Source organism: Kribbella sp. NBC_01245 (assembly GCF_036226525.1).
Classification (GTDB): Bacteria; Actinomycetota; Actinomycetes; order Propionibacteriales; family Kribbellaceae; genus Kribbella.
This window is the reverse complement of the sequence record NZ_CP108487.1, coordinates 3016474-3040446: the sequence shown is the minus strand read 5'-3', so window position 1 is coordinate 3040446 and position 23973 is coordinate 3016474. Positions and strand designations below refer to the sequence as shown.

The window sequence follows — 23973 nt, the reverse complement described above, 5'->3', positions numbered from 1 at the left end:
ACCGATACGCCCGCAGACCGGCACGGTCAACAGGTCCGGGCCGGAGGGCCGCCAGGGCTAGGGCGCGGGTGGCGTTGCGGGCTTCTCGAACACGGCCTTTTGGGCGGGACGGGTCCACATCTTGATGTAGCAGGACGGCAGCTGGTGATCCCACGAGGTGCCGGCCTGTTCGCGGTAAGCGCTCGGGCTCATGCCGACGAACCGGCGGAACTGGGTGCTGAACGAGCCGAGGCTGGTGAAGCCGACAGCCAGGCAGATCTCGGTCACGGATAGCTCGCCCGCGCGCAGCAACGCCTTGGCCCGCTCCATCCGGCGGCTCATCAGGTACTGGTGTGGGGTTTCGCCGAACGTCCGTTTGAAGCTGCGACTGAAGTACGCCGGGGAAACGGCCGCGCTGCGAGCGAGGGCGGCGACGTCGAGCGGTTCGGCGTACGAGCTGTCCATCAGGTCGCGCACCTTGAGCAGGTGACGCTCCAACGGGACGCTGCCCATCGGCCTTGAGCCTTAGCTGCCGGCCATCCGGGAGATCGCGAAGAAGGCGATGACCAGGACGGCGAAGACGCGTACGGCCTTGCTGCCCGTGCCGACGACCGGCCAGGAAAGGAAGCCGAGCCAGGCCAGCAGGACGGCGAGCACGATCAGCGCGGGCACGGCGGCGACGACGGGCGCGAAGGCCCCGATCACGACCAGCAGCAGCGTGACGAGCGGCAGCGTCAGCTTCGGCATCGCGTGCAGGCGGGCGATGAACGGATAGCTGGCCTTGGTGATCCGCGCCCGCAGGGGACTGACCGGCCCGGTGGGCTGAGAACTACTCATTCCGCCATCCTCCCAGGCCAATCCAACAACTTGGTCACAAGGGACCGATGAGTGCCGACACGCCGCGTCACAAAGGACCGATGAGTGCCGACACGCCGGGTCACAAGGGTCCGATGATGGGCGACACGGCTGGTCGGAGCGGGGGGATGACGGTGGGTGAGGGGGACGCCGTAGGGTGGCGGGCGTGTTCGTGGTGATTAGGTTCCGGGTCGAAGAGGGCGCGCAGGGCGAGTTCATCGGCCGGCTGGAAACGGCGGTCGAGGTGCTGTCGCGGCAGAAGGGCTTTGTCGCGGCCAGGACCGGTCGCAATGCCGATGACCCGGAGTTGCTGGCTCTGTCGATGGAGTGGGAGAACATCGGCAGTTACCGCCGCGCTCTGTCGCCGTTCGAGGTGAAGATGGCGGCGGTGCCGCTGTTGTCGCTGGCGATCGACGAACCGACTGCCTACGACCCGCTCGACCCCGCCGCTTCCTGACTTCGCAGACACCAAAGCCTTTGTTATCGCAGCAGTGACGGTGGCGATTGTGACGGCCGGTACCTCGGCCCGATAGCCTGGATTCTTGCCCGTACCACCTTCTGGAGTCGAAAAGTGCCCGTGGATACCGTCGATGCCGTTGTCAGCCTGAGCAAACGCCGGGGTTTCGTCTACCCCTGTGGCGAGATCTACGGCGGCACGCGGTCGGCGTGGGACTACGGACCGCTCGGGGTGGAGCTGAAGGAGAACATCCGGCGCCAGTGGTGGCGGTCGATGGTGACCAGCCGTGACGACATCGTCGGGCTCGACTCCTCGGTCATCCTGCCGCGTCAGGTGTGGGTGGCCAGTGGGCACATCGCCGAGTTCGTCGACCCGCTGACCGAGTGCCAGTCCTGCCACAAGCGTTTCCGTGAGGACCACTTGCGCGAGGAGTTCGCCGCGCGCAAGGGCAAGGACGAGGCCACGGTGAAGCTGGCCGACGTGCCCTGCCCGAACTGCGGTAACAAGGGCACGTTCACCGAGCCGAAGATGTTCAACGGTCTGCTGAAGACGTACCTGGGTCCGGTCGAGTCGGAGGAAGGCCTGCACTACCTGCGGCCCGAGACCGCGCAGGGCATCTTCGTGAACTTCGCGAACGTGATGGGCACCGCCCGGAAGAAGCCGCCGTTCGGCATCGCCCAGGTCGGCAAGAGCTTCCGCAACGAGATCACGCCGGGCAACTTCATCTTCCGGACCCGCGAGTTCGAGCAGATGGAGATGGAGTTCTTCGTCGCGCCCGGGACCGACGAGGACTGGCACGAGTACTGGCTGAAGGCGCGCTGGGACTGGTACCTCGACCTCGGCATCAAGGCGGAGAACCTTCGGTATTACGAGCACCCGAAGGAGAAGCTCAGCCACTACTCGAAGCGCACGGTCGACATCGAGTACAAGTTCCAGTTCGGTGGTTCGGAGTTCGGCGAGCTCGAGGGCATCGCGAACCGGACCGATTTCGACCTGTCGACCCACTCGAAGGAGTCGGGCGTCGACCTGTCGTACTTCGACCAGGAGAAGGGCGAGCGCTGGACGCCGTACGTGATCGAGCCCGCGGCCGGGCTGACTCGCAACGTGCTGGCCTTCCTGCTCGACGCCTACACCGAGGACGAGGCGCCGAACGCCAAGGGCGGCGTGGACAAGCGCACGGTGCTGCGCTTCGACCCGCGGATCGCGCCGGTCAAGGCCGCCGTGCTGCCGCTCTCGCGTAACGCGGACCTGTCGCCGAAGGCGAAGGACCTGGCCGCGGAGCTGCGCAAGAACTGGAACGTCGACTTCGATGACGCCGGCGCGATCGGTCGTCGCTACCGCCGTCAGGACGAGATCGGTACGCCGTACTGCATCACGGTCGACTTCGACACCATCGACGACAACGCCGTGACGATTCGCGAGCGCGACTCGATGAAGCAGGAGCGGGTCGCGCTGACCGAGGTCACGGGCTACCTCGCTCAGCGCCTGGTGGGCTGCTGATCATGCGTATTGGCGTGGTTCTAGTGGTGACGGCGGCGGTTCTTGCAGGCTGTTCCGACACGCCTTCGGCCACTCCGAGCCCGTCGCCGCCTCCGCCGTTGCAGAGCAGCGCGCCGATCCCGACGGCGTCCACGCCGACGTTGACGCCGTTGCCTTCGCCGACGAAGCCGTGGCCGACTCCTCGCGTGACCGGTACGCCGGCCGAGGACGCGCCGCTGGCCGAGCGGATCCGGTTCGCCATCGCGCGGCAGGCCCAGATCGCGGCAGGCCGTGCGGCCGAGACGACGGTCGCCTGTCCGGGGATCGACGACGCGGAGAAGCCCGGCAGGCACGAACTGACTTGCAAGGTGACGTACGCCGGGAAGGTCTATTCGGGCAAGCTCGTCGTTGAGGCCAAGCAGTACTCCGCGACGTACAAGTTCACCTCGCAGTTCGTGCCGATCACCCGCGTGAAGGTCGTCGACGCGGTGCAGCGGACGGCGCCTGACGCGGCGCAGGTGACGTGCACGATGGAGGCCGTGGCCGTGGTGAATCACGCCGACCAGCAAGGCATCGCGTGTGACGTCACCACCACGGCGAACGCGGTTCGGCCCTACAAGGCAGTGGTATCCGGCGACGGCCGGGTCCTGGTGGCGAAGGCCTGATGATGTTGCAACTCGGAAATCTCACCATCGATACGCCGGTCGTGCTCGCGCCGATGGCCGGCATCACGAACGCGGCGTACCGGCGGTTGTGCGCGGAGCAGGGCGCCGGGTTGTACGTCTGCGAGATGATCACATCGCGCGGCATCGTCGAGGGCGATCAGAAGAGCCTGGACATGCTGACGTTCGACGAGCGCGAGACGGTTCGCTCGGTTCAGCTGTATGGCGTGGACCCGATTTACATCGGCCGCGCGGTCGAGCTGCTCTGCGACTCGTACGGCGTGCGCCACATCGACCTGAACTTCGGTTGTCCCGTGCCGAAGGTGACGCGCAAGGGCGGTGGCGCGGCCCTGCCGTGGAAGCGCAATCTGCTCGGCGCGATCCTCCAGGCGGCGGTCAAGTCCGCGACACCGTACGGCGTGCCGGTGACGATGAAGACGCGGATCGGGATCGACGCCGACCACCAGACGTACCTCGACGCCGGCCGCATCGCCGAGGAGTCGGGCTGCGCCGCGATCGGCCTGCACGGTCGTACGGCGGCGCAGGCGTACTCGGGTGAAGCCGATTGGTCCAAGATCGCGGAGCTCGTGCAGCACGTGAACATCCCGGTCCTCGGCAACGGCGACATCTGGGAGGCGTCGGACGCGCTGCGCATGGTCGAGGAGACCGGTTGCGCGGGCGTCATCGTCGGTCGTGGTTGCCTCGGTCGGCCGTGGTTGTTCCGCGATCTGGCTGTCGCGTTCGCGGGTGGTGAGGCGCTCAACCTGCCGATCCTCGGCGAGGTGGCGTCGGTGATGCGCCGGCATGCGGAGTTGCTCTCGGACCTGATGGGCGAGAACCGCGGGCTGCGGGATATGCGCAAGCACATGCCTTGGTACCTCAAGGGTTTCCCGGTTGGTGGTGAGCTCCGCGCGTCCTTCGGCACGGTCTCGTCGCTCGCCGAACTGGACGCGCTGTTGGTCCAACTCGAACACACCGCGCCTTTCCCCATCCGCGAACTCGGCGCACCGCGTGGTCGCCAAGGCGGTCCGCGCGACCACGTGATCCTCCCGTACGGCTGGCTCGACGACACCGACGGCCTCACCACCGACATGTCCGAAGCCGAAATCGGCATCTCCGGCGGCTAGAGGTTTTCTTTGCATTCATTCGTCGGAATCCGCCCTCTTCCCGCCGCGAACCTGCACCTGTCCGCGGTGCTGAGAGGGCGGATTCCGACGAATGAATGCAAAGAAAGCGCTACTCGGCCGGGTGGGTCCAGTCGGGGCGGGCGAGCTCTTCGAGTAGGCCGTTGATGGCGACTTGGTCGCTGGCGGTTCCGGTGTGGGGCTGGGCGAACCAGGTGGAGTATTCGGACAGCTCGTCGAGGCGCCATTCGAGGTCGAACAGCTCGATCATTTCCCAGTCCGGCGTGACGGTATCGGCGTAGCCCGCGGCGACGAGGCTGCCCAGGTCACGCTCGCGTGGTGCCTTGGCCAGCGACTCCCAATCGACGAACACGACTCCGTCTGAGGTGATGACCTGGTTGGCGGTGTGCGGTTCGCCGTGCGTCGGCACCCAGGGGCGGTCTTCGGCGCGACGGGCCAGCTCGTGGTACGACTTCGTCCATCGGTGGATCGCGTCGATCCGCTTGATGAGCGCATGCCGGGCTTGCTCGCCGAACGGGCCTGCCTGCCACGGTTCGCGGACCAGCTCGCTGATGGTGTCGGCGAAGTCCGGCCCGACCCGCGGGCGCCAGCTCGGAATCCCTGCCGGAAGCGGCGCCGCGTGCAGCCGGGCAAGCGCCTCCGCGTTCTGCGCGGCCAAGTGCGCGTCGTCGATCGGGCCTGAGCCGGCCGCCTTGCCGTCCAGCCAGCACACACAACTCACCATGCCGCCGGCCAATGGAGTCGTGTAGCCGCCTTCGCGAGTCGGCACGGACGCGACAACGAACTCGAGCCCGGCTGCGGCGAGTTCGCCCGCTGCGGCGTACGCGCCCTCGAGCGACCCCGCCGAATGACGCGGACCAAGGTCGTCGAGCGTGACGAACAACCGCGGCGTCCCGGCGGATAACACCCGCCAGTGATGCGCTCCGAACCCGACCGGCAGATGCTCGATCGCGTCGACGTCAACAGCCCAATGCGTCCGTACGGCAGCCAGAACAGCGTCGGCTGAAACGTGGTCCGGCGGTTCTCGCATGAGTGCAGCCAAGCACACCAACAGCTTCCACTTCACGACATTTTGGACTGGGCGCCGGGACGTCCGGGTAGCTTCGCGGGTATGTGGACTCCTGATCATGGTCGGCCGTATCAGCCCGTGCCTTACCGGCCGAAGCGGTTGTCGGCGGAAGAGTCGCTCGCGCGGGCCGCGGTGTTGCGGGAGCGGATGAACGAGCGGCGGACCGTGCGGATGTTCTCGCCGGATCCGGTGCCGGAGCAGGCGGTGATCGACGCGATCGCGGTGGCGTCGACGGCGCCGAGTGGTGCGCATCAGCAGCCGTGGACGTTCGTTCTGGTAGAGGATGCCGAGCTGCGGCAGCGGATCCGGGCGGCGGCCGAGGAGGAGGAGCGCATCTCGTACGACGGCCGGCTGGGGGAGGAGTGGCTGTCCGCGTTGCGCCCGCTCGGGACCGACGCCGTGAAGGCCCACCTCACCGACGCGCCGTACTTGATCGTCGTGTTCCAGCAACGGCATTTCCTGGCCGAGGACGGGACTACGCGCAAGCACTACTACGGCGACGAGTCGGTCGGGATCGCCGTCGGCATGCTGCTCACCGCGTTGCACCTGGCAGGCCTCGCCGCCCTCACACACACCCCATCGCCGATGCGCTTCCTCGGCGAACTACTCGGCCGCCCCCGCAACGAAAAGGCCTTCGCGGTAATCCCAGTCGGCTACCCCGCCGACGACTGCGTCGTCCCCAACCTCAAGCGCAAGACCCTGAACCAAGTCCTAGTAAGGCTCTGAGCCCTATCTGTTTCTGCGTCCACTCGCGGAAGTCAGCTAGGGGACCGAGCGCGAAGCCGCCAGCCGTGCCCGACCCGTTCTTCGCCGACACGTTCTTCCAGGCGCCGATGGGTCCATTTCGCTGAGCGACGTCTATTCCGTCGCGGTGGTGGTGTCGAGGGCTGCTTGTCGTACGTCGGCGTCGGGGTGTTTGCGTAGCGCGAGTAGCCACGTTCGCCACCCCTCGGCCCATTGCGTGCGTTGGCCGGTGGCGGTGACGAGGTGGAGGGCCAGGACGCCGCCGGTCAGATCGCCGCGTCCGTGCAGGCGACTGACGGTGGCGTCGACCTTGCTGAGGCTCCAGGTCTTGGTGTCGCCATTGAGTGCTCGGCGGACCTTCTGGCTGAGAAGCGATGCCTGGTAGGGACTAGCCGCTGTGAGATCGGGCAATAGCTTGACGAGGTCGTTGCCTTCCACGGCCGCTAGGAGGAGGTCTACTCGCTGCAGGTGGTAGGCGTCGGGCAGGCTGTTGGCGATCTCCTGAAGACCTGTACGTCGCTCGGGTGCTTCCCGGCGAATCGTGGTGGCAAGTAGATCTACAACTGCTAGTAGACGCTGACGGGCTGGGCGGTCTCGGTCGGGCTCAGCCTCGGGTCGTGAGGGCGTTTCGTCCAGCTGGGCCAAGAGGTCTAGGACCTCGATGACGTCTTCCGTGCCCGCGATGGCGGTTACAGCGGCCAGAGTCTTTGCAGCAGCGCGCCAAACCCTGCTAGGCGTACCGAGGTCAGTGACGAACGTCGAGCACGTAGAGGCCGTCGCAGGCGTCCACCGGCCCCACGTCTGCAGGGCAGCCAGTGCCGCGCAGACAGCCTCAGGCTCGGGCCTAGCCGTCACTGCCAGCACAAGACCGCCGTAGCAGGTACGGGACTCCGCGGGCACGGTTGACGGCGAACGACCCAGAAGCGCGCGGGCAGTCGCGACAGAGTCGTCTACCGCGAGCCGAAGCAGCTCCCACGACGCAGGATCATGCAACAGGTACTGACCGACAACGCTCGTAATGGCAGCCCGTACATCCTGGTGAGCGTTTGGCCAGGCCTGAGCCAGTACGTCGACAGCACCAGGCGCGCGAAGCTCACCGAGGAGCCGTGCGGCCTCCTTGCGGGAAGTGACCTTCATACCTTCGCCAAGCAGCAACGGGCTCAACGCAAGCGACAACTGGCTAGGCCGGACGAAACGGACTGCACGCGTCGCTGCGTAGATAGCCACCCGTGCGCGGTCATTACCGCCGTACGACAAGAGAGTCGGTAGCACCTCGTCTGGGCGATCGGTCCAAGCCAGGGCCGCCAGTGCCGCTTCTACCAACACCACCTCGCTACTGCCGAGGAAGGGCTCTACCAGGCTGCGACCCAGTTCGGGGACGGGTCCGAGCGTTCTTACCGCCTGTGCCCGCGCCCACTCCGGCATACGCCCATCGTTCGCTGCGCCGCGTACTAGCTCGGCATACCGCTTGTGCTGACGTGGAAGCCAGTGCCCAACAGCCCGGGACGAGACCTGCCAATGCGGATGGTTGTACTCGAATCGGTGAATACGCTTCGGCTTGGCCAGCACCTTGTCGAGCAGATCCGTCCGGCTCTCCGTCACCGCGGACCACACCGCGTCCCACTGGGCCATGCCGACATCCCGCTTGATGAGCCGCTGCACCCGCTCACTACGAGTTGCCGGCGGAGCGAGCCAGTACGACGCCGCCCGGCCGACCGTGTACTCCTTGTTGGACCAGACGGCCTTCTCCAGCACCCGGTGCAGGTGATCGATACCCCAGCCACGACGGCCGAACGCCGACGCCACCGTGAACGCCAGGTCGAACTCGAGCCGGGCAGCACCAGCGTCGACGTACGGCTTGAGCGCTTCGTAGACGGCGAGTTCGCGTCCACGCGGCAGCCCGTCCGTCAGGCCGTACAGCTCCGCCGAGCCGGTCGAGCCCGAGAGTCGCGCGTGTGCGTCGATGCCCCAGCGCAACAGCGTCGGCTGGTCGCGAAGAGCGCCTTGGCGTACGGCGTTTTGCGCGATCGAAGTCAGCGCGGAACGGGTCGACCAGGAGCTGTCGCGAGCCTCGAGCGCGTCGTTCAGCAAGGTGGTCAGCGGTGGCACATGTTGGTCGCTCAGCAGGGAGACGGGCATCCGCGCGGCGGCGTTCAGCACGGCCGTCCGGACGGGCTCGCGGTCATTCCGCATCCGCGTGATCCACTGCAGCGCCTGCGCGATGACGTCGGCGTCCCGCGAACGCCCGGCCGCGCCGACCACCGCCTGGTAAACCGCGGCCCGGTCATCCGCCTCCGGTTGACGTACCTCCGGCTCGAGCAACGCGACGGCCTCGTCGTATGGGAGATACGAGCTGACCTGCCACCTCAGCCGCTGGTCGTCCTGGACCTTCTTCAGCCCGAGCATTCGCCGGGCCTGCGCATGCCGTTCCGCCGCAGGCAGTACGTCAACCAACGCGGCCGAGAACACCGTCTGCCCGAGGTCGACCGACGCCAACGCGGCCTGGAACACCGCCGTACGTCGTGAAGGTGGCAGGCGATTGAGCAAACCGGCCAAGGCGTTCTCGTCCGGCCAGGCGAGGGCACCCCAGCGCGCGAGCTGCTCGTCGGTGAAACGCCAGAGCCGGCGCCGGAAGGCGAGAGTCAACGCGGGCCGGATCGACCTCGCGCGATCGTCGAACAACGCGAGCACCAGCGCCGGGTCGGCTTCGACCAGCGGCCCGAGTACGTCGATGACGGCGCGCGGTACGTCGGCTTCCGGCAGGGCCTTCGCGATCAGGGTGGTGACCCGTGCGGGCTCTTCGGCGAGGGCCGCGGTGACGCCGTACCCGAGGCCGTTCCACCAGCGCTTGCGGCCGTCCGTGTCGTTCACCTCGGCCAAGGCGGTCTCGGCGTGATCGAGTAGCACGGCGGGATGGCGCGTGCCGAGTCGACGCCATTGGCCGATGGTGAGGGTGTACGCCAGCTCCGGTAGGAGGCGCCGGATCGTGGTGGCATCGGCGTCGAGCAGGAGATCGGCCGCGGCGCGGTCGCCCCAGAGCCGGCGCTGCCGGTCGATGACGTCGGCGACGAGCCGGGTACGGCCGCGCAAGGCCTTGCGTAGTTGGCGTCTGAGCACGACCGGCGCGTCTTCGAACAATCCGCGCAGTACGTCATCCGGCACCGGGACGCCCCGGCCGACTGCCGCCACGGCTCGGCCGCGGATGGCCGGATCGGGGTCATGCAAGAGCAGGCCAACGTGCTCGGCGTCGCCGGCGATCTCGGCGAACAGCAGGCTCAATCCGCGTTCGAAGGATCCGCCGCGCGCCAGTTCCGCGAGGAGCGCGGATAGCTCGGGCGTACTTCGGAGGTGTTGGGCTGTGGTCGCGATATACCGCAGGCGTTCGCCGTACGGCAGGGGATCGATGGTGCGCAGGACCTCCGCAGCTCGCATGCGCTCCATTCCACCATCCGCCCGGATCGCGCTGGGATCAGGTCAGGGTCGCGTCGAGTAGCAGTCCAGCGGCCTCTTTCGCACGAACCGCCGGCAGCGGGGAACCGGCGATGGCCGAGGTGGTGATCGCGCCTTCGGCCAGCAGGATCAGGTGGTCGGCCAGCCGGTCCGGATCGGTCGCGCCCGCGGACTCGGCGAGCCCGGACAGCACCGAGCGGAACTCGGCCTTGTGGTCGTGCGCCAGTTCGGCCACCTTCGGTGAGACCGCGCCGAGCTCGCCGAACGAGTTGATGAAAGCGCAGCCGCGGTAGTCGCGCTGCTGGAACCACGCGTACAGGAAGTCGAAGACCGAGAGGATCTGGGCCCGCGGATCCTGCTCGTGATCGAGGTACTCCGAGAGCATGCTGTTCCACTGCTGGTTGCGGCGCTGCAGGTAGGCCTCGACCAGGCGCTCCTTCGCGGGGAACAGCTGGTACAGCCGTTTCAGCGATACGCCGGACGCGGCGCGGATCGCGTCCATCCCGACGGACTGCACGCCTCGCTCGTAGAAGAGGCGGTCTGCCGCGTCCAGCACCTTGGCCTGGGCCGCAGCTGTGTCGAGCGTCATTCCCGGTCACCCCGAATCAGTACTTGCGCGAGAACCATCGTTCTCCTAGAGTAGCCGACATCGAGGGAGAACGATCGTTCTCTCACCGAAATCAGACCCGGAGGTTGAGATGTCCGTAGTTCTCGAACCCGCCGCGCAGGCCTTCGCCGACGCCACCGCCGTACCGCCGTTCCTGTTCCAGCTCGAGCCGGCCGAGGGCCGGAAGACGGTGGACGAGGTGCAGACCACCGACCACGCCCGGCCCGATGTCGACGAGACGTGGGTGGAGATCCCGGGCGGCCCGCGGGCCCGGATCGTTCGCCCGGCCGGCAGCACCGGCGTACTGCCCGTCGTGCTGTACATCCACGGCGCCGGCTGGGTCTTCGGCAACGCGCACACCCACGACCGGCTGGTGCGTGAGCTCGCCGTCGGCGCCGGCGCGGCCGTGGTCTTTCCCGAGTACGACCTGTCGCCCGAGGCGCGCTACCCGATCGCGGTCGAGCAGAACTACAAGACGGCCCAGTGGATCGTCACTGAGGGCTCGACGTACGACCTGGACCCGACGCGTCTCGCGATCGCGGGCGACTCGGTCGGCGGCAACATGGCCGCGGCGCTGACGCTACTGGCCAAGGAGCGCGGGGATGTCCGGTTCGGCCACCAGGTGCTGTTCTACCCGGTCACGGACGCGAACTTCGACACCTCGTCGTACGACGAATTCGCCGAGGGCTACTTCCTCACCCGGGAGGGGATGAAGTGGTTCTGGGATCAGTACACGACCGACCCGGCCGAGCGCGCGCAGATCACCGCCTCGCCGTTGCGGGCGAGCCTCGATGAGCTGGCTGGTTTGCCGCCGGCGCTGGTGATCACGGGCGAGGCCGACGTGCTGCGTGACGAGGGCGAGGCGTACGCAGCCAAGCTGCGTGCGGCCGGCGTGCCCGTCACGGCCGTTCGGTTCCAGGGAATCATCCACGACTTCGTGATGGTTGACGCGTTGCGCGATACGTACGCCGCGCAGGCCGCGATCGACCTCGCGATCAGCACTCTCCGCACTGCCCTGCAGTAATCGGCACCACTTATTTAGGAGATTGAAGTGACCACTGTTGTCCTCGTACATGGCGCCTTTGCCGATTCCGCGAGCTGGAACGGCGTGATCGAGCGGCTGCTCGCCGACGGCACCACCGTTGTCGCGCCGCCGAACCACCTGCGCGGTTTGAGCAATGACGCGGCGTACCTGAAGAGCTTTGTGAAGTCGATCGAGGGGCCGGTGCTGCTGGTCGGTCACTCGTACGGTGGCGCGGTCATCTCGGCGGCCGCGGCTGAGCTCCCGCAGGTCGTTGGGCTGGTGTACATCGCGGCGTTCGTGCCGGAGAAGGGGGAGAGCCTCGGGAGTATCAGCGCGGGCTTTCCGGAGACGCCGTTCGGCGCGGCCATCCGCCCGTCGACGTACCCGCTGCCCGACGGGACCGACGCGACTGAGGTGCACCTGGACTACGCGTCTTATCCGGAGGTCTTCGCGGCAGATCTGCCCGCGTCGTTGACGAAGGTGCTCGCGGTCGGCCAGCGCCCGATCGCCGTACTTGGTCTTGAGGAAGCTCTCGCGGTCGAGCCCGCCTGGAAGAACCTGCCCTCCTGGGACCTCGTAGCCACCCAGGACAACGCCATCCACCCGGAAGCCCAGCGCTCCATGGCCAAACGCGCCGGCGCCACCACCATCGAGGTCGCGGCATCCCACGCCGTCGCCGTCTCCCAACCCGACGCCGTCACCGGCTTGATCCGCCAGGCGCTCGCCGGCTGATCCGCCTCTAACCGGCCAGTTCCCCAGCTGCCGTACGCCTTCGGCCGGTTTCCTGGCCGCGGTACGCCCTTAGTCGGCCGCCTCGCGAAGTTCTGCGAAGGCGGCCGCGAGGGTGTCCGCGGTGTAGTGAGCGTTGAGACCACTCGGATTCGGGAGGATCCAGACCCGGGTATCACCGATGCGCCGCTCTTGCCGCCCCATCCCCGCCTTCCGCTCACCAAACGCATCGCGGTACGCCGTCACGCCAACGACCGCAAGCCACTTCGGTCGATACTCCAGGACCTTGGCAACCAGGATCTCGCCTCCTTCGACCAGCTCCGCCCGCGTGAGCTCATCGGCCTTGGCGCTCTCGCGGGCGACAACGTTCGTGATGCCGAGCCCAAGCGGCAGCAGCTCAGCCTGCTCGTCGGGCCGGAACAACCTGGGCGTAAACCCGGACTTGTGCAATGCCGGCCAAAACCGATTCCCAGGCCGCGCAAAGTGATGCCCAGTAGCGGCCGTGACCAGGCCCGGGTTGATTCCGCAGAACAAGACCCGCAACCCCGGCGCAATCACGTCAGCCACACCCATGCGTGGCACCCTATCCACCCGCGCCGACCCGTTAGGCCAGCGTCTGGTCCTCGTGACGAGCCCGTGCGGCTTCGATGTCGGGGACGTGCTGTTCGGCCCAGAGTCGTACGGCGCGGAGCGGGACGAGGAGGGAGCGTCCTAGTGGCGTCAGGGCGTATTCGACATGTGGCGGGTTTTCGGCGTACTCGTGCCGGCTGATCAGGCCGTCGACTTCGAGGGAGCGGAGGGTCTCGGTCAGAACCTTCGGGGTGATGCCTTGGATGTGTGCTTTGAGGTCGGTGAAGCGGCGCGGGCCGTCGGCGAGGGCGTTGACGACGAACACGGTCCAGCGGGCGCCGATGCGGTGGAGCACGGTTCGGCTCGGACAGGTCGCCGCCATCACGTTGTACGCCTTGCCCATGGGTGCTCCCAGTTCCGTTGAAGATACCGGTATCAAATCCATACCGTAAGGATCCGATCCTACGAGAGGGAGTGACGGAAGTGGAACGGATTCTGGTCATCGGCGGTGCACGGGCGCTGGGGGCGGCAATCGCGCGGCGTGCGGTGAACGACGGGTACGACGTGGTGATCGGTGCACGTGATCTGGCTGCCGCCGAGGCGCTGGCGGCCGAGATCAACGCGACCGCGGTGCGAATCGATCTGCAGGACGAGACGACGATGGCCGCCGCGGCCACCCGGCTCGCGGATGGGATCGACCACATCGTGACGACCGGTTCAGCGCCGCACGACGTTCGGGCTGTCGAACTGGATCACGACAAGCTGATGGCCGCGTTCACGGCGAAGGTGATCGGACCGATGCTGGTCGCCAAGCACTTCGCGCCGGTGCTGCAGCCGAACGGGTCGATCGTGTTGTTCTCCGGGGTCGTCGGGTGGCGGCCGGGACCAGGCTCGCTCGTCAAGGGGGTGACCAACGGTGCGGTCGAGTACGTCGCTCGCCATCTCGCGGCGGACCTCGCCCCGGTGCGGGTCAACGCCATCTCGCCCGGTGTCGTCGACTCGGGTGCCTGGGACCGGTTTGGTGACGGCAAGGCCGGCTTGCTGAGCAAGAGTGCCGCTGGAACGCTGGTCGGACGGTACGGCGAGTCCGACGACGTCGTCGACACGGTGATGTGGCTACTCCGCGCGGGCTTCATCTCCGGCGAGACAGTCCATCTCGAGGGCGGCGCCCGCCACAAGACCGCCTAATGTCACGCGGGCCCGCCAGCGGCGCCGTCGGCCGAGGTCGCGCGGGAAGCGGGGCGGGGGCCGACGGGCGAAGCGGCTGGGCCTTCACCAACTACCTGGGCCTTCACCGGCTTCGTCCGGAGTCAGTGCTGAAATAGCGGGCATGACGGACTGGAGCGTGAGACTGGCCGAGCTGGCTGCTGCCGCCGATGTGCCGGGGGCCGTGCTGGGGATTTGGGCCGACGGCGAGCAGACGGTAGTGCCGTACGGGGTGCTGAGTCGGGCTACCGGGGTTGAGGTGACGGGCGACTCGGTGTTTCAGATCGGGTCGATCACCAAGCCGTGGACGGCCACGATGGTTATGCAGCTGGCCGCGGAAGGGCGGCTCGCGCTCGACGACACGGTGGCCAAGCTGTTGCCGGAGGCGGCTTTCGCGACGGCTGACCGGGTGACCGTGCGGCAGTTGCTCATGCATACCAGCGGGATCGACGGTGACGTCTTCACTGATACCGGGCGTGGTGACGATTGCCTGGAGAAGTACGTCGCGTTGCTGCCGGAGGTGGCGCAGATCTTCGAGCCTGGTGCCGCCTACTCGTACTGCAACAGCGGGTTCGCCGTGCTCGGCCGGATCATCGAGGTCCTCGACGGCCGGACCTTCGACGAGTCGCTCAAGGCGCGCCTGGTCGAACCGCTCGGGCTGGAGCACACCGTCACCCTTCCGGAGGACGCGATCCTGCATCGGGCCGCCGTCGGGCACAGCCTGGTCGACGGCTTGGCGGTGAAGTCGTGGATGCTGCCGCGAAGTCTGACGCCGGTTGGCCTGATCACGCAGAGCGCGGCGGACCTGCTCGCGTTCGCCCGGTTCCACCTCGACGGCGGAGTCACGCGGGACGGCGTACGCCTGCTCGATGCGGAGGCCGTTGCCACGATGCAGGAGCTCGCCGTACCGGTTGCGGGCGCGACGGGCATGGCGGGCGTCGGACTCACTTGGCGGTTGAACGATTGGGGGGATCGGCTGCTCTACGGCCATGACGGTACGACGGTCGGGCAGCTGGCCTTTCTCCGGATCGACCCGGTCTCGCGGGTCGCCGTCTGCCTACTGACGAACTCGCCGACCGCGCCTGCCTTGTTCAACTCGTTGTTCCGTGAGGTCTTCGCCGAGTACGCCGGTTTGGTGATGCCGGGCACACCTGAACCCTTCGACGGCGAGGTGCCGGACGGCTTCGAGCGTCATACCGGGGAGTACGCGCGGAGCGGGGTGACCTTCGATGTCAATGCGAGTGGCGAAGCAGGCGTCAACGGTGGGCCGGCCGTCGTCGTACGGGCGACTGGCGATCGCGCCGACCTGGCGGATTTCCCGGAGAGGACGTACGACCTGGCCCCGGCCGACGCGAGCGGCGATCGCTTCCTCCTGCGCGAAGGGCCGGACCAGCCATGGACGTCGTTCGAGTTCCGCGAATTCCCGGACGGAGCGCCGTACGTCTTCAGCAGCGGCCGCGTCACCCCGAAGGTCCCGTAGGTAGTCCTTCCGTCTGTTTTTTGACCACTCGCGGACAAAATCAGACGACCGACGCCAAAGAAGAAGGCCTAGTCTGGGCGGATGGGTGAGTCTCGCGAGGGTGTGCCGCTGACTAATCTGGACCAGGATCTGTTCGAGAGGGCGGGGGCGACCAAGCGGGAGTTGGTCGACTACCTGGATGGGGTGAGCGAGCGGATCCTGCCTGGGCTGAAGGATCGGCCGCTTTCGGTGATCCGGGTGTTGCGTGGGCAGGACCGGTTCATGCAGAAGAACCTGCCGAAGTACACGCCCGATTGGGTCGAGCGTGCGCCGATGTGGGCCGAGGCGTCCAAGCGCGAGGTGTCGTACGCCTTGTGCAATGACCGGCGGACGCTGCTCTGGTTCGGCAACCAGCGCGCCGTCGAGTACCACCCGACGCTGTTCCGGATCGACCATCCCGAGCGCACCACGCACCTCGTGATGGACCTTGATCCGCCCGAAGGCGCGCCGTTCAAGACCGTGGCGGCCGCGGCCCGCCTGGTCCGCGAGGCGCTCGTGGAGCTCGGTCTGACCGGCGCCGTGAAGACGAGTGGCGCGAAGGGGCTGCACATCTTCGTCCCGGTCGACACCTCAAGCACTTCGGCCGAAGAGGTTGCGGCCGCCGCACGCGCCCTCGCCGTGCGGGCCGAGCGGGTCGATCCCACGGTCGCCACCACGGCGTACCCGCTGGAGGAACGCGAGGGCAAGGTCTTCCTCGATTCGACGCGTTCGGGCGGCGCCACCGTGGTCGCGGCGTACAGCCCGCGAGTCCGGCCGGGCGTGCCGGTGTCGTTCCCGGTCGGCTGGGACGACCTCGATGACGTCACCCCGAAGGACTTCACGATCCGTACGGCGCTCGAGTTGCTGGGCGATCGCGACCCCTGGGCGGAGGCGATGCCCGCGCCCCAGCAGTTGCCGGCGGAGCTTGTCGAAGAGGGCCGGGCGATCCCGATTGCGCGGGTGATCGCGATGCACGAGGGCAAGCGCCGGGCGAAGGCGAAGCGCGAGTCCTCCTGACCCATCGCGCGCGTGTTGCTGACCATCGTTGTCAGCAACAGCACATCCCTGTACCCGGAATAAAGTGATCCAGTGCACTCACTGGTGTGGTCATCATCACGATGTCCTATGTGAGACCAGTGGCGAAGTGGACTGGTTTTCCGGCGTACTCTGGAAGGACGCCCCGCCACTGGAGTCGTTGGGCCAGCGGTCATCACGCCGCGTCTTCAAGCGCCCGCCCACACCTCAGGGAGTCATCGTGCCGAAACTCGTCTACGACTTCGCCGAAGGCAACAAGGACATGAAGGACCTGCTCGGTGGAAAGGGGGCGAACCTGGCGGAGATGACGAACCTCGGCCTGCCGGTGCCGCCCGGTTTCATCATCTCGACGGAGGCGTGCCGGGTCTATCTCGAGACCGGCGCGATGCCGGCCGAGTTGGCCGACGAGATCGATCACCACGTGTCGCACCTGCAGCAGAAGATGGGCAAGAAGCTCGGCCAGGCGGACGACCCGCTGCTGGTCTCGGTCCGTTCCGGCGCGAAGTTCTCGATGCCCGGGATGATGGAGACGGTGCTCAATGTCGGGCTGAACGACGACTCCGTGAACGGTCTCGCGCACCAGTCGGGTAACCCGCGCTTCGCGTGGGACGCGTACCGGCGGCTGATCCAGATGTTCGGCAAGACCGTGCTGGACATGCCCGGTGACGTCTTCGAGGACGCGATCGAGGCGGCGAAGGACGCGAAGGGTACGACGAACGATCTCGACCTGGATGCCGACGACCTGCGCAAGCTGGTGGGCCGGTTCAAGGCGTCGGTCCGTGAGCACACCGGCCGCGACTTCCCGCAGGACCCGCGCGAGCAGATGGAGCTCGCGATCGAGGCGGTCTTCGGTTCGTGGAACTCCGAGCGCGCGGTGCTCTACCGCCGCCAGGAGCGCATTCCCGCCGACCTCGGCACGGCCGTCAACATCTGCTCGATGGTGTTCGGCAACCTCGGCATGGACTCCGGCACGGGTGTCGCGTTCACCCGTGACCCGTCGAGCGGCCAGCCGGGCGTGTACGGCGACTACCTGCAGAACGCGCAGGGCGAGGACGTCGTCGCGGGTATTCGCAACACCGTGCCGTTGGCGGACCTCGAGCAGATCGACAAGTTGTCGTACGACGACCTGATGACGATCATGGTCAAGCTCGAAGGCCATTACCGCGATCTTTGCGATATCGAGTTCACCGTCGAGCGCGGCAAGCTCTGGATGTTGCAGACCCGCGTCGGTAAGCGCACAGCGGGCGCGGCCTTCCGGATCGCGACCAGCCTGATCGACGAGGGCATGATCTCGATCGACGAGGCGCTCAAGCGGGTGACGGGCGCCCAGCTCGCGCAGCTGATGTTCCCGCGGTTCGACGCCGATGCCGACAAGCACCTGCTGACCAAGGCGATCGGCGCCTCCCCGGGCGCGGCCTGCGGCAAGGTCGTCTTCACCTCCGCGGCAGCCGTCGAGGCGGCCGAGCGCGGCGAGAAGGTCGTGCTCGTGCGCCGCGAGACCAACCCGGACGACCTGCACGGCATGATCGCGGCCCAGGGCATTCTCACCAGTCGCGGCGGCAAGACCTCGCACGCGGCCGTCGTTGCGCGCGGTATGGGTAAGACCTGCGTCTGCGGTGCGGAGGAGCTGCGCGTCGACATCTCGGCCAAGACCATCGAGGTCAACGGGACCTCGGTGGTCGAGGGCGACGTGATCTCCATCGACGGTACGACGGGTGAGGTCTTCCTCGGCGAGGTGCCGGTGGTGCCGTCGCCCGTCGTGCAGTACTTCGAGGGCACGCTCGATCACGCGGCCGACGACTTGGTCGCGAGTGTGCACCGGTTGATCTCGCACGCGGACGACGTACGGCGTCTGCAGGTCCGGACGAATGCGGACAACGGCGAGGACTCCGCGCGCGCCCGGCGGTTCGGCGCGCAGGGGATTGGTCTGTGCCGTACGGAGCACATGTTCCTCGGCGAACGGCGCGAGGCGATCGAGCGGCTCATCCTCGCGGAAGAGGACGCCGATCGCGATGCGGCGCTGGCCGAGTTGGAGCCGCTGCAGCGCGAGGACTTCTGCGAGATCCTCGACGCGATGGACGGGCAGCCCGTCACGATCCGGCTGATCGACCCGCCGTTGCACGAGTTCCTGCCGTCGATGGAGGAGCTCGCGGTCAAGGTCGCCCTCGCCGAAGAGCGCGGTGAGGACCCGGGCCGCGACGCCACCCTGCTTTCGGCCGTACGTCGGTTGCACGAGCAGAACCCGATGCTGGGTCTGCGCGGCGTGCGCCTTGGTCTCGTCATCCCGGGCCTGTTCGCGATGCAGGTGCGGGCGATCGCGTCGGCGGCGGCGCGCCTGAAGAAGCAGGGCAAGGACCCGCGGCCCGAGATCATGATCCCGCTCGTTGGTGCCGTGCAAGAGCTCGAGTTGGCGCGGGACGAGGTCGCGCAGGTGTTGCGCGAGGTGTCCGAGGCCGAAGGTGTGGACGTGTCCAGCCCGATCGGCACGATGATCGAGCTGCCGCGTGCCGCGCTGACCGCCGGCCAGATCGCCGAATCGGCCGAGTTCTTCTCGTTCGGTACCAATGACCTGACCCAGACGACTTGGGGCTTCAGCCGCGACGACGTTGAAGGTGCGTTCTTCTCGCGGTACTTGGAGAAGGGGATCTTCGCGGTTTCGCCGTTCGAGTCGATCGACCGGGATGGCGTTGGCGCGTTGGTTCGGCTTGGGGCCGAGCGCGGGCGGGAGACGCGTCCGGATCTGAAGCTCGGGATCTGCGGTGAGCATGGCGGTGACCCGGACAGCATCCACTTCTTCCATGAGGTGGGTCTGGACTATGTTTCCTGCTCGCCGTTCCGCATCCCGGTTGCTCGGCTGGAGGCCGGCCGCGCCGCTCTCTGACCCTGCTCGTTTTGTTGCCCCGGTTGGTTTTGTTGCCCCGGTTGCAGGCTTCCTGCGGCCGGGGCAACTTTTTGCGCCCGTGAACGCGTCCACCCATTAGGGGCAAGTAGGGGTGTGAGGCGAGCGAAACGGGGTGGGCGGATGAGGAACGCCGTGATGCTGGTCTGCGTGGCCGTCCTATTGGGATTGACCGGCTGCACGCAGACTGCTGGTGCGTCGATGGATGTCGATACGCTGCGGCCGTACGTCGCGACGTACGTCGATCTGCTGCAAGAGCAGGACGAGTCGGCATTGAGGCTCCACCTCCGCAACGCGGCCCACGCACCCGACGACGCCCAACGCCGCCTCGCAACCGACGGCGGTAAAGGCTGGCGCCTGGATGGCGTCTCCTGGACCCAAGTCACCTCGCACGACGTCGACGTAGTCATCGGCGTAACCGGCCCCCGCGGCCGCCGCCAATGGCGCCAACTAATCCACTGGTCCCACGGCCACTGGCAAATGTCCCCCCTCCCCACCCCACCACTCCCGTCCTAAGGCCCGCCCGGTCGGCACCCCCCCAGTACGCCAACACCGGCATGGGGCTCGCTGCTCGGCACCCCTTAGGCACTGCGTCGATTGGTCTGGATTTGCCCGCTCGCGCGGCGGGTCAGCTTGGTCGCCAACGGTCCGCGGGCAAATCCTGACCAATCGACGCTAATCGCCTGCCACGAACCACTCCCGCCCGGGCGTTCTGGCCGTCGTACGCCGCAGTTGGTCTTTCGTTGTGCTGGATTAGCGTCGATTGGTCAGGATTCGCCCGCGGACCCGAGCTGACCAAGGTGGCCCGCCGCTGGAGCGGTCGAATCCAGACCAATCGACGCAGTGCTGCGGCGGTGCCGAGCGGCGAGCGTATGCCGGTGTTGGCGCAGTGCTGAGGTGGCGCCGACTCGCGAGCCCCATGCCGGCGTTGGCGTGGTGGATCGGGGCGAAAATCGCTGCGGGGTTTGGGCTCGGAGGGCTAGGTTCTCGGGTTATGGGACGAGAGGTATTGCGGTTGAGGTTTGGGGAGGATGCTGAGTTGTATGACCGGGCTCGGCCGGGGTATCCGAGTGAGTTGTACGACGTGCTCGGCGCCGCGTTGGTGGAGAGGCCGCGGGTGCTCGAGGTCGGGTGTGGAACGGGGCAGGCGACTCGGCCGATGGTCGAACGCGGATGGTCCGTCACCGCCGTGGAACTCAGCCCAGAACTGGCGAACGTTGCCCGCCGCAACCTTCCGGAGGCGGACATCGTGACCGCGTCCTTCGAGGACTGGCCGCTGCCCGCGGAGCCGTACGACCTGGTCATCGCGGCGACCTCGTGGCACTGGGTCGATCCAGAAATCCGGGTGGTGAAAGCCGCGCAAGCCTTGCGCCCGGGCGGTTCACTCGCGGTGGTATCGACGCTGCACGTTGCCGGTGGGACTCAGCAGTTCTTCGACGATATGCAGGCGTGTTACGACCGCTTCGACGCAGACGGCGCCGATCCCGGCCGGCAGCTCACGCCGGAGGCCTTGGTGGCGGATGGCTCGGAAGAGTTCGACCGCTCGGGTCTGTTCGGGCCGGTCGAGTTCCACCGCTGGGGCTGGGATCGGGAGTACACGACTGAGGAATACCTCGCGGTCCTCTCGACGTACTCCGGCCACCGGTCCATGACCTCCGAGGCCCGCGAAGGCCTCTACACCTGCCTCTCCACGCTCATCGACCGCAACCACGACGGCCGCATAACCAAGCGCTACCTCAACGTCCTATCCCTCGCACCCCGCCTCTGACGCCCGGGCCTATCCTCGCCGCCCGCTGCTGACGCCCGGCCTACCCTCGCCCCCCGCCTCTAGCGCCCGGCCTACCCCTCGCACCCCGCCTCTTGCGCCCGGCCTACCCCTCGCACCCCGCCTCTGACGCTCGGCCTACGCTCGCCGCCCGCCTCTGACGCCCGGCCTACGCTCGCCGCCGGCCTCTGGCGGCCGTCTTTCTGCCGCGAGTGGTCACATCTGACCCACCCTGTTGTCGCCTGCCGGACCGTCGCGTGGGTCAGAAGTGACCACTCGCGGCAGGAGGAAAAGTGAGGGCTGGCAACTGAGGTTATGGTGTGTAACAATTCTGACTATGTCTCACATCATTAGGTCGGGCGAGGGTTGCGAGCAGTTCGATGCCGTGGTGGTCGGTACCGGGTTCGGGGGATCGGTTGCCGCGGCGCGGTTGGCGCAGGCGGGGCAGCGGGTGGTTGTGCTGGAGCGTGGGCGGCGGTGGGTGCCGGGGTCGTTTCCGCGCAATGACAGCAACCTGAAGGACGGCTGGTTGTGGGCGAACGGGCGTGGGCTGTACGACGTGCGCTGGCTCGATCGGATGATCAGCGTGCAGGGCGCGGGCTGGGGCGGCGGTTCGCTCGTATACGCGAACGTCTTCGCCCGCCCACCCGCGGAGGTCTTCATCGACCATTGGCCGAAGAGCTACCGCCGCGAGACGCTCGACCCGTACTACGACTTGGCCGCCCACATGCTGGAGGTAAGCCAGGTGCCGGCCGACCCGATCACCGGGCGGTTCCCGTTGCGCACGGCCGCGATGGAGTTGGCCGTCGAGAACATGGGCCGTCCGGCCGGCACAGTCCGCCCCCAACTCGCCGTCCGCTTCAAGCAAGGCGACACCGCGGCCAACACGGCGGGCAACACCGCGGGCGACACGGCCGGCAACGCAGGCGGCAACGCGGGCGGCAATTTGGGCGGTAGCGATGGCGCCGACGTCAGCAGCGGTCAAGGCAGGGGTGAAGGCGGCGGTCAAGGCGGCGGTGAAGGCAGCGGTGAAGGCAGCGGCCGGGGCGGCGGAGGCGGCGGCGGTGGTGACGATGGTGGTGAAGGTGGTGGTGCAGGTGGTGGGGTTGATCGGGTAGTGGTTAACAGGCATGGCGGGGTGCAGCGGAGTTGTACGTTCGTGGGGGAGTGCGTGCTCGGGTGCAATCGCGGCGCCAAGAACAGCCTTGACTTCAACTACCTCACGATCGCTGAGCGGCTCGGCGCCGAGGCCCGAGTTGAGTGCGAGGTGACGCGTATCGGCACCGCGCCCGACGGCGGTTACGAGGTGGAGTATATCGACCATTTGGCCGCCCGAACCCAAGTGATTCGCGCGCCCCGAGTCTTCCTTGGCGCCGGCGCTGTCGGGACCACCGAGTTGTTGCTCAAGGCAAAGAAATCCGACGACTTGCCGGCGTTGTCCGAAACTCTCGGGCACGGGTTCTCCGGCAACGGCGACTTCCTCGCGTTCGTCCGCGGTACCAAGGTGCCGCTCGATCCCGATCACGGCCCGACCATCACCACCACCAGCATCGTGGACTGCGAGATCGGCGGCCGGCGCCTCTGGTTCCAGGTCCAGGACGGCAGCTACCCACGCAAACTGGCCATGCTCGTCAGCGGCCTCAACCCCGTGCACGCGCCCTTCGCCCTACTCCGATCAGGCCTCACCAAACTCCGCCCAAGCCAGGGCCGCCCGCGTCGTGGCGACAACATCATGACGCTGCTGTTGATGGGCCGGGACTCGTCGGACGGCCGGTTGTTCCTCGACCAGAACGACGAGGCCGCCGTCGAGTGGGACAACCTGGCGAACAAGGACCTCTACCGCGCCGAGAGCCGTGCCTCCCGCGAGGTCGCCCGCCAGCTCTCCGGCCGGAACAACCTCACCCCGACCTGGCGGTTCATGCGCAAGGCCGTCACCGTGCACAACCTCGGCGGCGTACCGATGGGCCCGGACGCGCGCACTAGCGTGATCGACGAGTACGGCCAGGTGCACGGATATCCCGGGCTGTACGTCGTCGACGGCGCCGCGGTTCCGGGCGCCACCGGCACGAACCCGTCCGCGACCATCACCGCCATGGCCGAGCGGATGCTCGAGCACGCCGTACGCGACATCCTCGGCGACGAGACGTGGCGCGCCCCCGAGGCGGCGGACGTCGTACCGGCTGAGGTTCCGGAGGATGTCGCGATGGCGGCGATGGCCGAGTCGCGGGAGGAGCATGCGGGTAATGGCGTGCGCTTCCGGGAGCGGATGACCGGTACGGCGCGATTCGCCGACGGCCCTGCGGCAGTGGACCTCAAGCTGTCGGTCCGGCTGCCCGGGTGGAGGTCGTTCCTGGCCGATCGCCACCGCCGGATGACGGTCAAGGGGACGATCGACGTTGCGGGTATCGCCTCGGAGGCGGCGGTCGACGGCACGCTCGCGCTGTTCCCGGTGGCCACGGAAGGCGAGGCGATGGCGTACGACTTGGCCTTCACGGCGGACGACGGTACGGCGTGGGTATTGCGCGGGACGAAGACCCAGCGGGTGGGCAAGCCGTTGGCCGTTTGGCGAGACCTCACGACGCTCGACTTCACGGTGGCCGGGCATGAGTGCGCGGGCGACGGCGTACTCCACATCAGCACGGCGGGTGCGGCGCAGCTCGGGTTGTCGCTCCAAGGCGAGGGCTATACCCGGCGGCGTCGGCTGCTGATGCGCGCTCGCTTCCTGACCTACTTCGCTCGCGGCGCCGTCGCGGGTATCCGCGGCGACAAGGCAGCCGGCGAGGCGGCCGGATAGGGTCGG

General features: G+C 67.6%; 21 protein-coding genes. 14 read left to right on the top strand and 7 right to left on the bottom strand.

Annotated features, from left to right (window positions below; genetic code table 11):
* Positions 1-57 precede the first annotated feature (57 nt).
* Positions 58-492, bottom strand: a complete 435-nt coding sequence (locus OG394_RS13330) for an AraC family transcriptional regulator (RefSeq protein ID WP_328995613.1) — start codon at positions 490-492, stop codon at positions 58-60.
* A gap of 12 nt (positions 493-504) precedes the next feature.
* Positions 505-816 (bottom strand): DUF6703 family protein, encoded by a 312-nt coding sequence (locus tag OG394_RS13325; RefSeq protein WP_328995612.1) that lies wholly within the window; start codon positions 814-816, stop codon positions 505-507.
* Between the two features lie 175 nt (positions 817-991).
* Here OG394_RS13325 and OG394_RS13320 point away from each other — a divergent pair, with 175 nt between their 5' ends.
* The 4 genes from OG394_RS13320 (at position 992) to dusB (ending at position 4559) form a co-directional block, all read left to right on the top strand.
* The gene (locus OG394_RS13320; protein WP_328995611.1) at positions 992-1291 is read left to right on the top strand and encodes an antibiotic biosynthesis monooxygenase family protein; all 300 of its coding nucleotides are present in this window, start codon (positions 992-994) and stop codon (positions 1289-1291) included.
* Positions 1292-1405: 114 nt separating this feature from the next.
* The gene (locus OG394_RS13315; RefSeq protein WP_328995610.1) at positions 1406-2791 is read left to right on the top strand and encodes a glycine--tRNA ligase; all 1386 of its coding nucleotides are present in this window, start codon (positions 1406-1408) and stop codon (positions 2789-2791) included.
* Positions 2792-2793: 2 nt separating this feature from the next.
* On the top strand, positions 2794-3435 hold the full coding sequence (locus OG394_RS13310; protein WP_328995609.1) for a hypothetical protein: 642 nt from the start codon (positions 2794-2796) through the stop codon (positions 3433-3435).
* 2 nt (positions 3436-3437) lie between these two features.
* A complete protein-coding gene (dusB, locus tag OG394_RS13305) occupies positions 3438-4559 on the top strand; it encodes a tRNA dihydrouridine synthase DusB (RefSeq protein WP_328996830.1) in 1122 nt (373 codons plus the stop codon).
* A gap of 109 nt (positions 4560-4668) precedes the next feature.
* On the opposite strand, the gene OG394_RS13300 is transcribed toward dusB, so the two are convergent.
* Positions 4669-5607 carry a phosphotransferase gene (locus OG394_RS13300; RefSeq protein ID WP_328995607.1) on the bottom strand — a complete coding sequence of 313 codons (939 nt, stop codon included), beginning with the start codon at positions 5605-5607 and terminating at the stop codon, positions 4669-4671.
* A gap of 81 nt (positions 5608-5688) precedes the next feature.
* Here OG394_RS13300 and OG394_RS13295 point away from each other — a divergent pair, with 81 nt between their 5' ends.
* Positions 5689-6372, top strand: coding sequence for a nitroreductase family protein (locus tag OG394_RS13295; protein WP_328995606.1), 684 nt, complete (start codon positions 5689-5691; stop codon positions 6370-6372).
* 132 nt (positions 6373-6504) lie between these two features.
* On the opposite strand, the gene OG394_RS13290 is transcribed toward OG394_RS13295, so the two are convergent.
* Positions 6505-9822: a hypothetical protein gene (locus OG394_RS13290; RefSeq protein ID WP_328995604.1), complete on the bottom strand. Its 3318-nt coding sequence runs from the start codon at positions 9820-9822 to the stop codon at positions 6505-6507.
* A gap of 37 nt (positions 9823-9859) precedes the next feature.
* Positions 9860-10429 carry a TetR/AcrR family transcriptional regulator gene (locus OG394_RS13285; protein ID WP_328995602.1) on the bottom strand — a complete coding sequence of 190 codons (570 nt, stop codon included), beginning with the start codon at positions 10427-10429 and terminating at the stop codon, positions 9860-9862.
* Positions 10430-10538: 109 nt separating this feature from the next.
* Between OG394_RS13285 and OG394_RS13280 the strand changes: the two genes are divergently transcribed.
* Together OG394_RS13280 and OG394_RS13275 are read left to right on the top strand one after the other, a co-directional pair.
* Positions 10539-11471 carry an alpha/beta hydrolase gene (locus OG394_RS13280; protein ID WP_328995600.1) on the top strand — a complete coding sequence of 311 codons (933 nt, stop codon included), beginning with the start codon at positions 10539-10541 and terminating at the stop codon, positions 11469-11471.
* 27 nt (positions 11472-11498) lie between these two features.
* Complete coding sequence (locus OG394_RS13275; RefSeq protein WP_328995598.1) at positions 11499-12203, top strand: alpha/beta fold hydrolase; 705 nt, start codon at positions 11499-11501, stop codon at positions 12201-12203.
* 69 nt (positions 12204-12272) lie between these two features.
* Here the strand turns inward: OG394_RS13275 and mug are convergent, their stop codons facing one another.
* Positions 12273-12773, bottom strand: a complete 501-nt coding sequence (gene mug / locus OG394_RS13270) for a G/U mismatch-specific DNA glycosylase (RefSeq protein WP_328995597.1) — start codon at positions 12771-12773, stop codon at positions 12273-12275.
* Positions 12774-12804: 31 nt separating this feature from the next.
* On the bottom strand, positions 12805-13173 hold the full coding sequence (locus OG394_RS13265) for a winged helix-turn-helix transcriptional regulator (RefSeq protein ID WP_328995596.1): 369 nt from the start codon (positions 13171-13173) through the stop codon (positions 12805-12807).
* Between the two features lie 80 nt (positions 13174-13253).
* Between OG394_RS13265 and OG394_RS13260 the strand changes: the two genes are divergently transcribed.
* The 7 genes from OG394_RS13260 to OG394_RS13230 all read left to right on the top strand — a co-directional run bounded on the left by OG394_RS13260 (position 13254) and on the right by OG394_RS13230 (position 23967).
* Positions 13254-13958, top strand: a complete 705-nt coding sequence (locus tag OG394_RS13260) for an SDR family oxidoreductase (protein ID WP_328995595.1) — start codon at positions 13254-13256, stop codon at positions 13956-13958.
* Positions 13959-14100: 142 nt separating this feature from the next.
* The gene (locus OG394_RS13255) at positions 14101-15456 is read left to right on the top strand and encodes a serine hydrolase domain-containing protein (RefSeq protein ID WP_328995594.1); all 1356 of its coding nucleotides are present in this window, start codon (positions 14101-14103) and stop codon (positions 15454-15456) included.
* Positions 15457-15537: 81 nt separating this feature from the next.
* On the top strand, positions 15538-16491 hold the full coding sequence (locus OG394_RS13250) for a DNA polymerase domain-containing protein (RefSeq protein WP_328995593.1): 954 nt from the start codon (positions 15538-15540) through the stop codon (positions 16489-16491).
* A gap of 235 nt (positions 16492-16726) precedes the next feature.
* Positions 16727-19390 carry a pyruvate, phosphate dikinase gene (ppdK, locus tag OG394_RS13245; RefSeq protein WP_328996829.1) on the top strand — a complete coding sequence of 888 codons (2664 nt, stop codon included), beginning with the start codon at positions 16727-16729 and terminating at the stop codon, positions 19388-19390.
* Positions 19391-19531: 141 nt separating this feature from the next.
* Positions 19532-19924: a hypothetical protein gene (locus tag OG394_RS13240; protein WP_328995591.1), complete on the top strand. Its 393-nt coding sequence runs from the start codon at positions 19532-19534 to the stop codon at positions 19922-19924.
* A 523-nt stretch (positions 19925-20447) separates the two neighbouring features.
* The gene (locus OG394_RS13235) at positions 20448-21176 is read left to right on the top strand and encodes a class I SAM-dependent methyltransferase (RefSeq protein WP_328995589.1); all 729 of its coding nucleotides are present in this window, start codon (positions 20448-20450) and stop codon (positions 21174-21176) included.
* Positions 21177-21510: 334 nt separating this feature from the next.
* A complete protein-coding gene (locus OG394_RS13230) occupies positions 21511-23967 on the top strand; it encodes a GMC oxidoreductase (protein WP_328995588.1) in 2457 nt (818 codons plus the stop codon).
* Positions 23968-23973 lie beyond the last annotated feature (6 nt).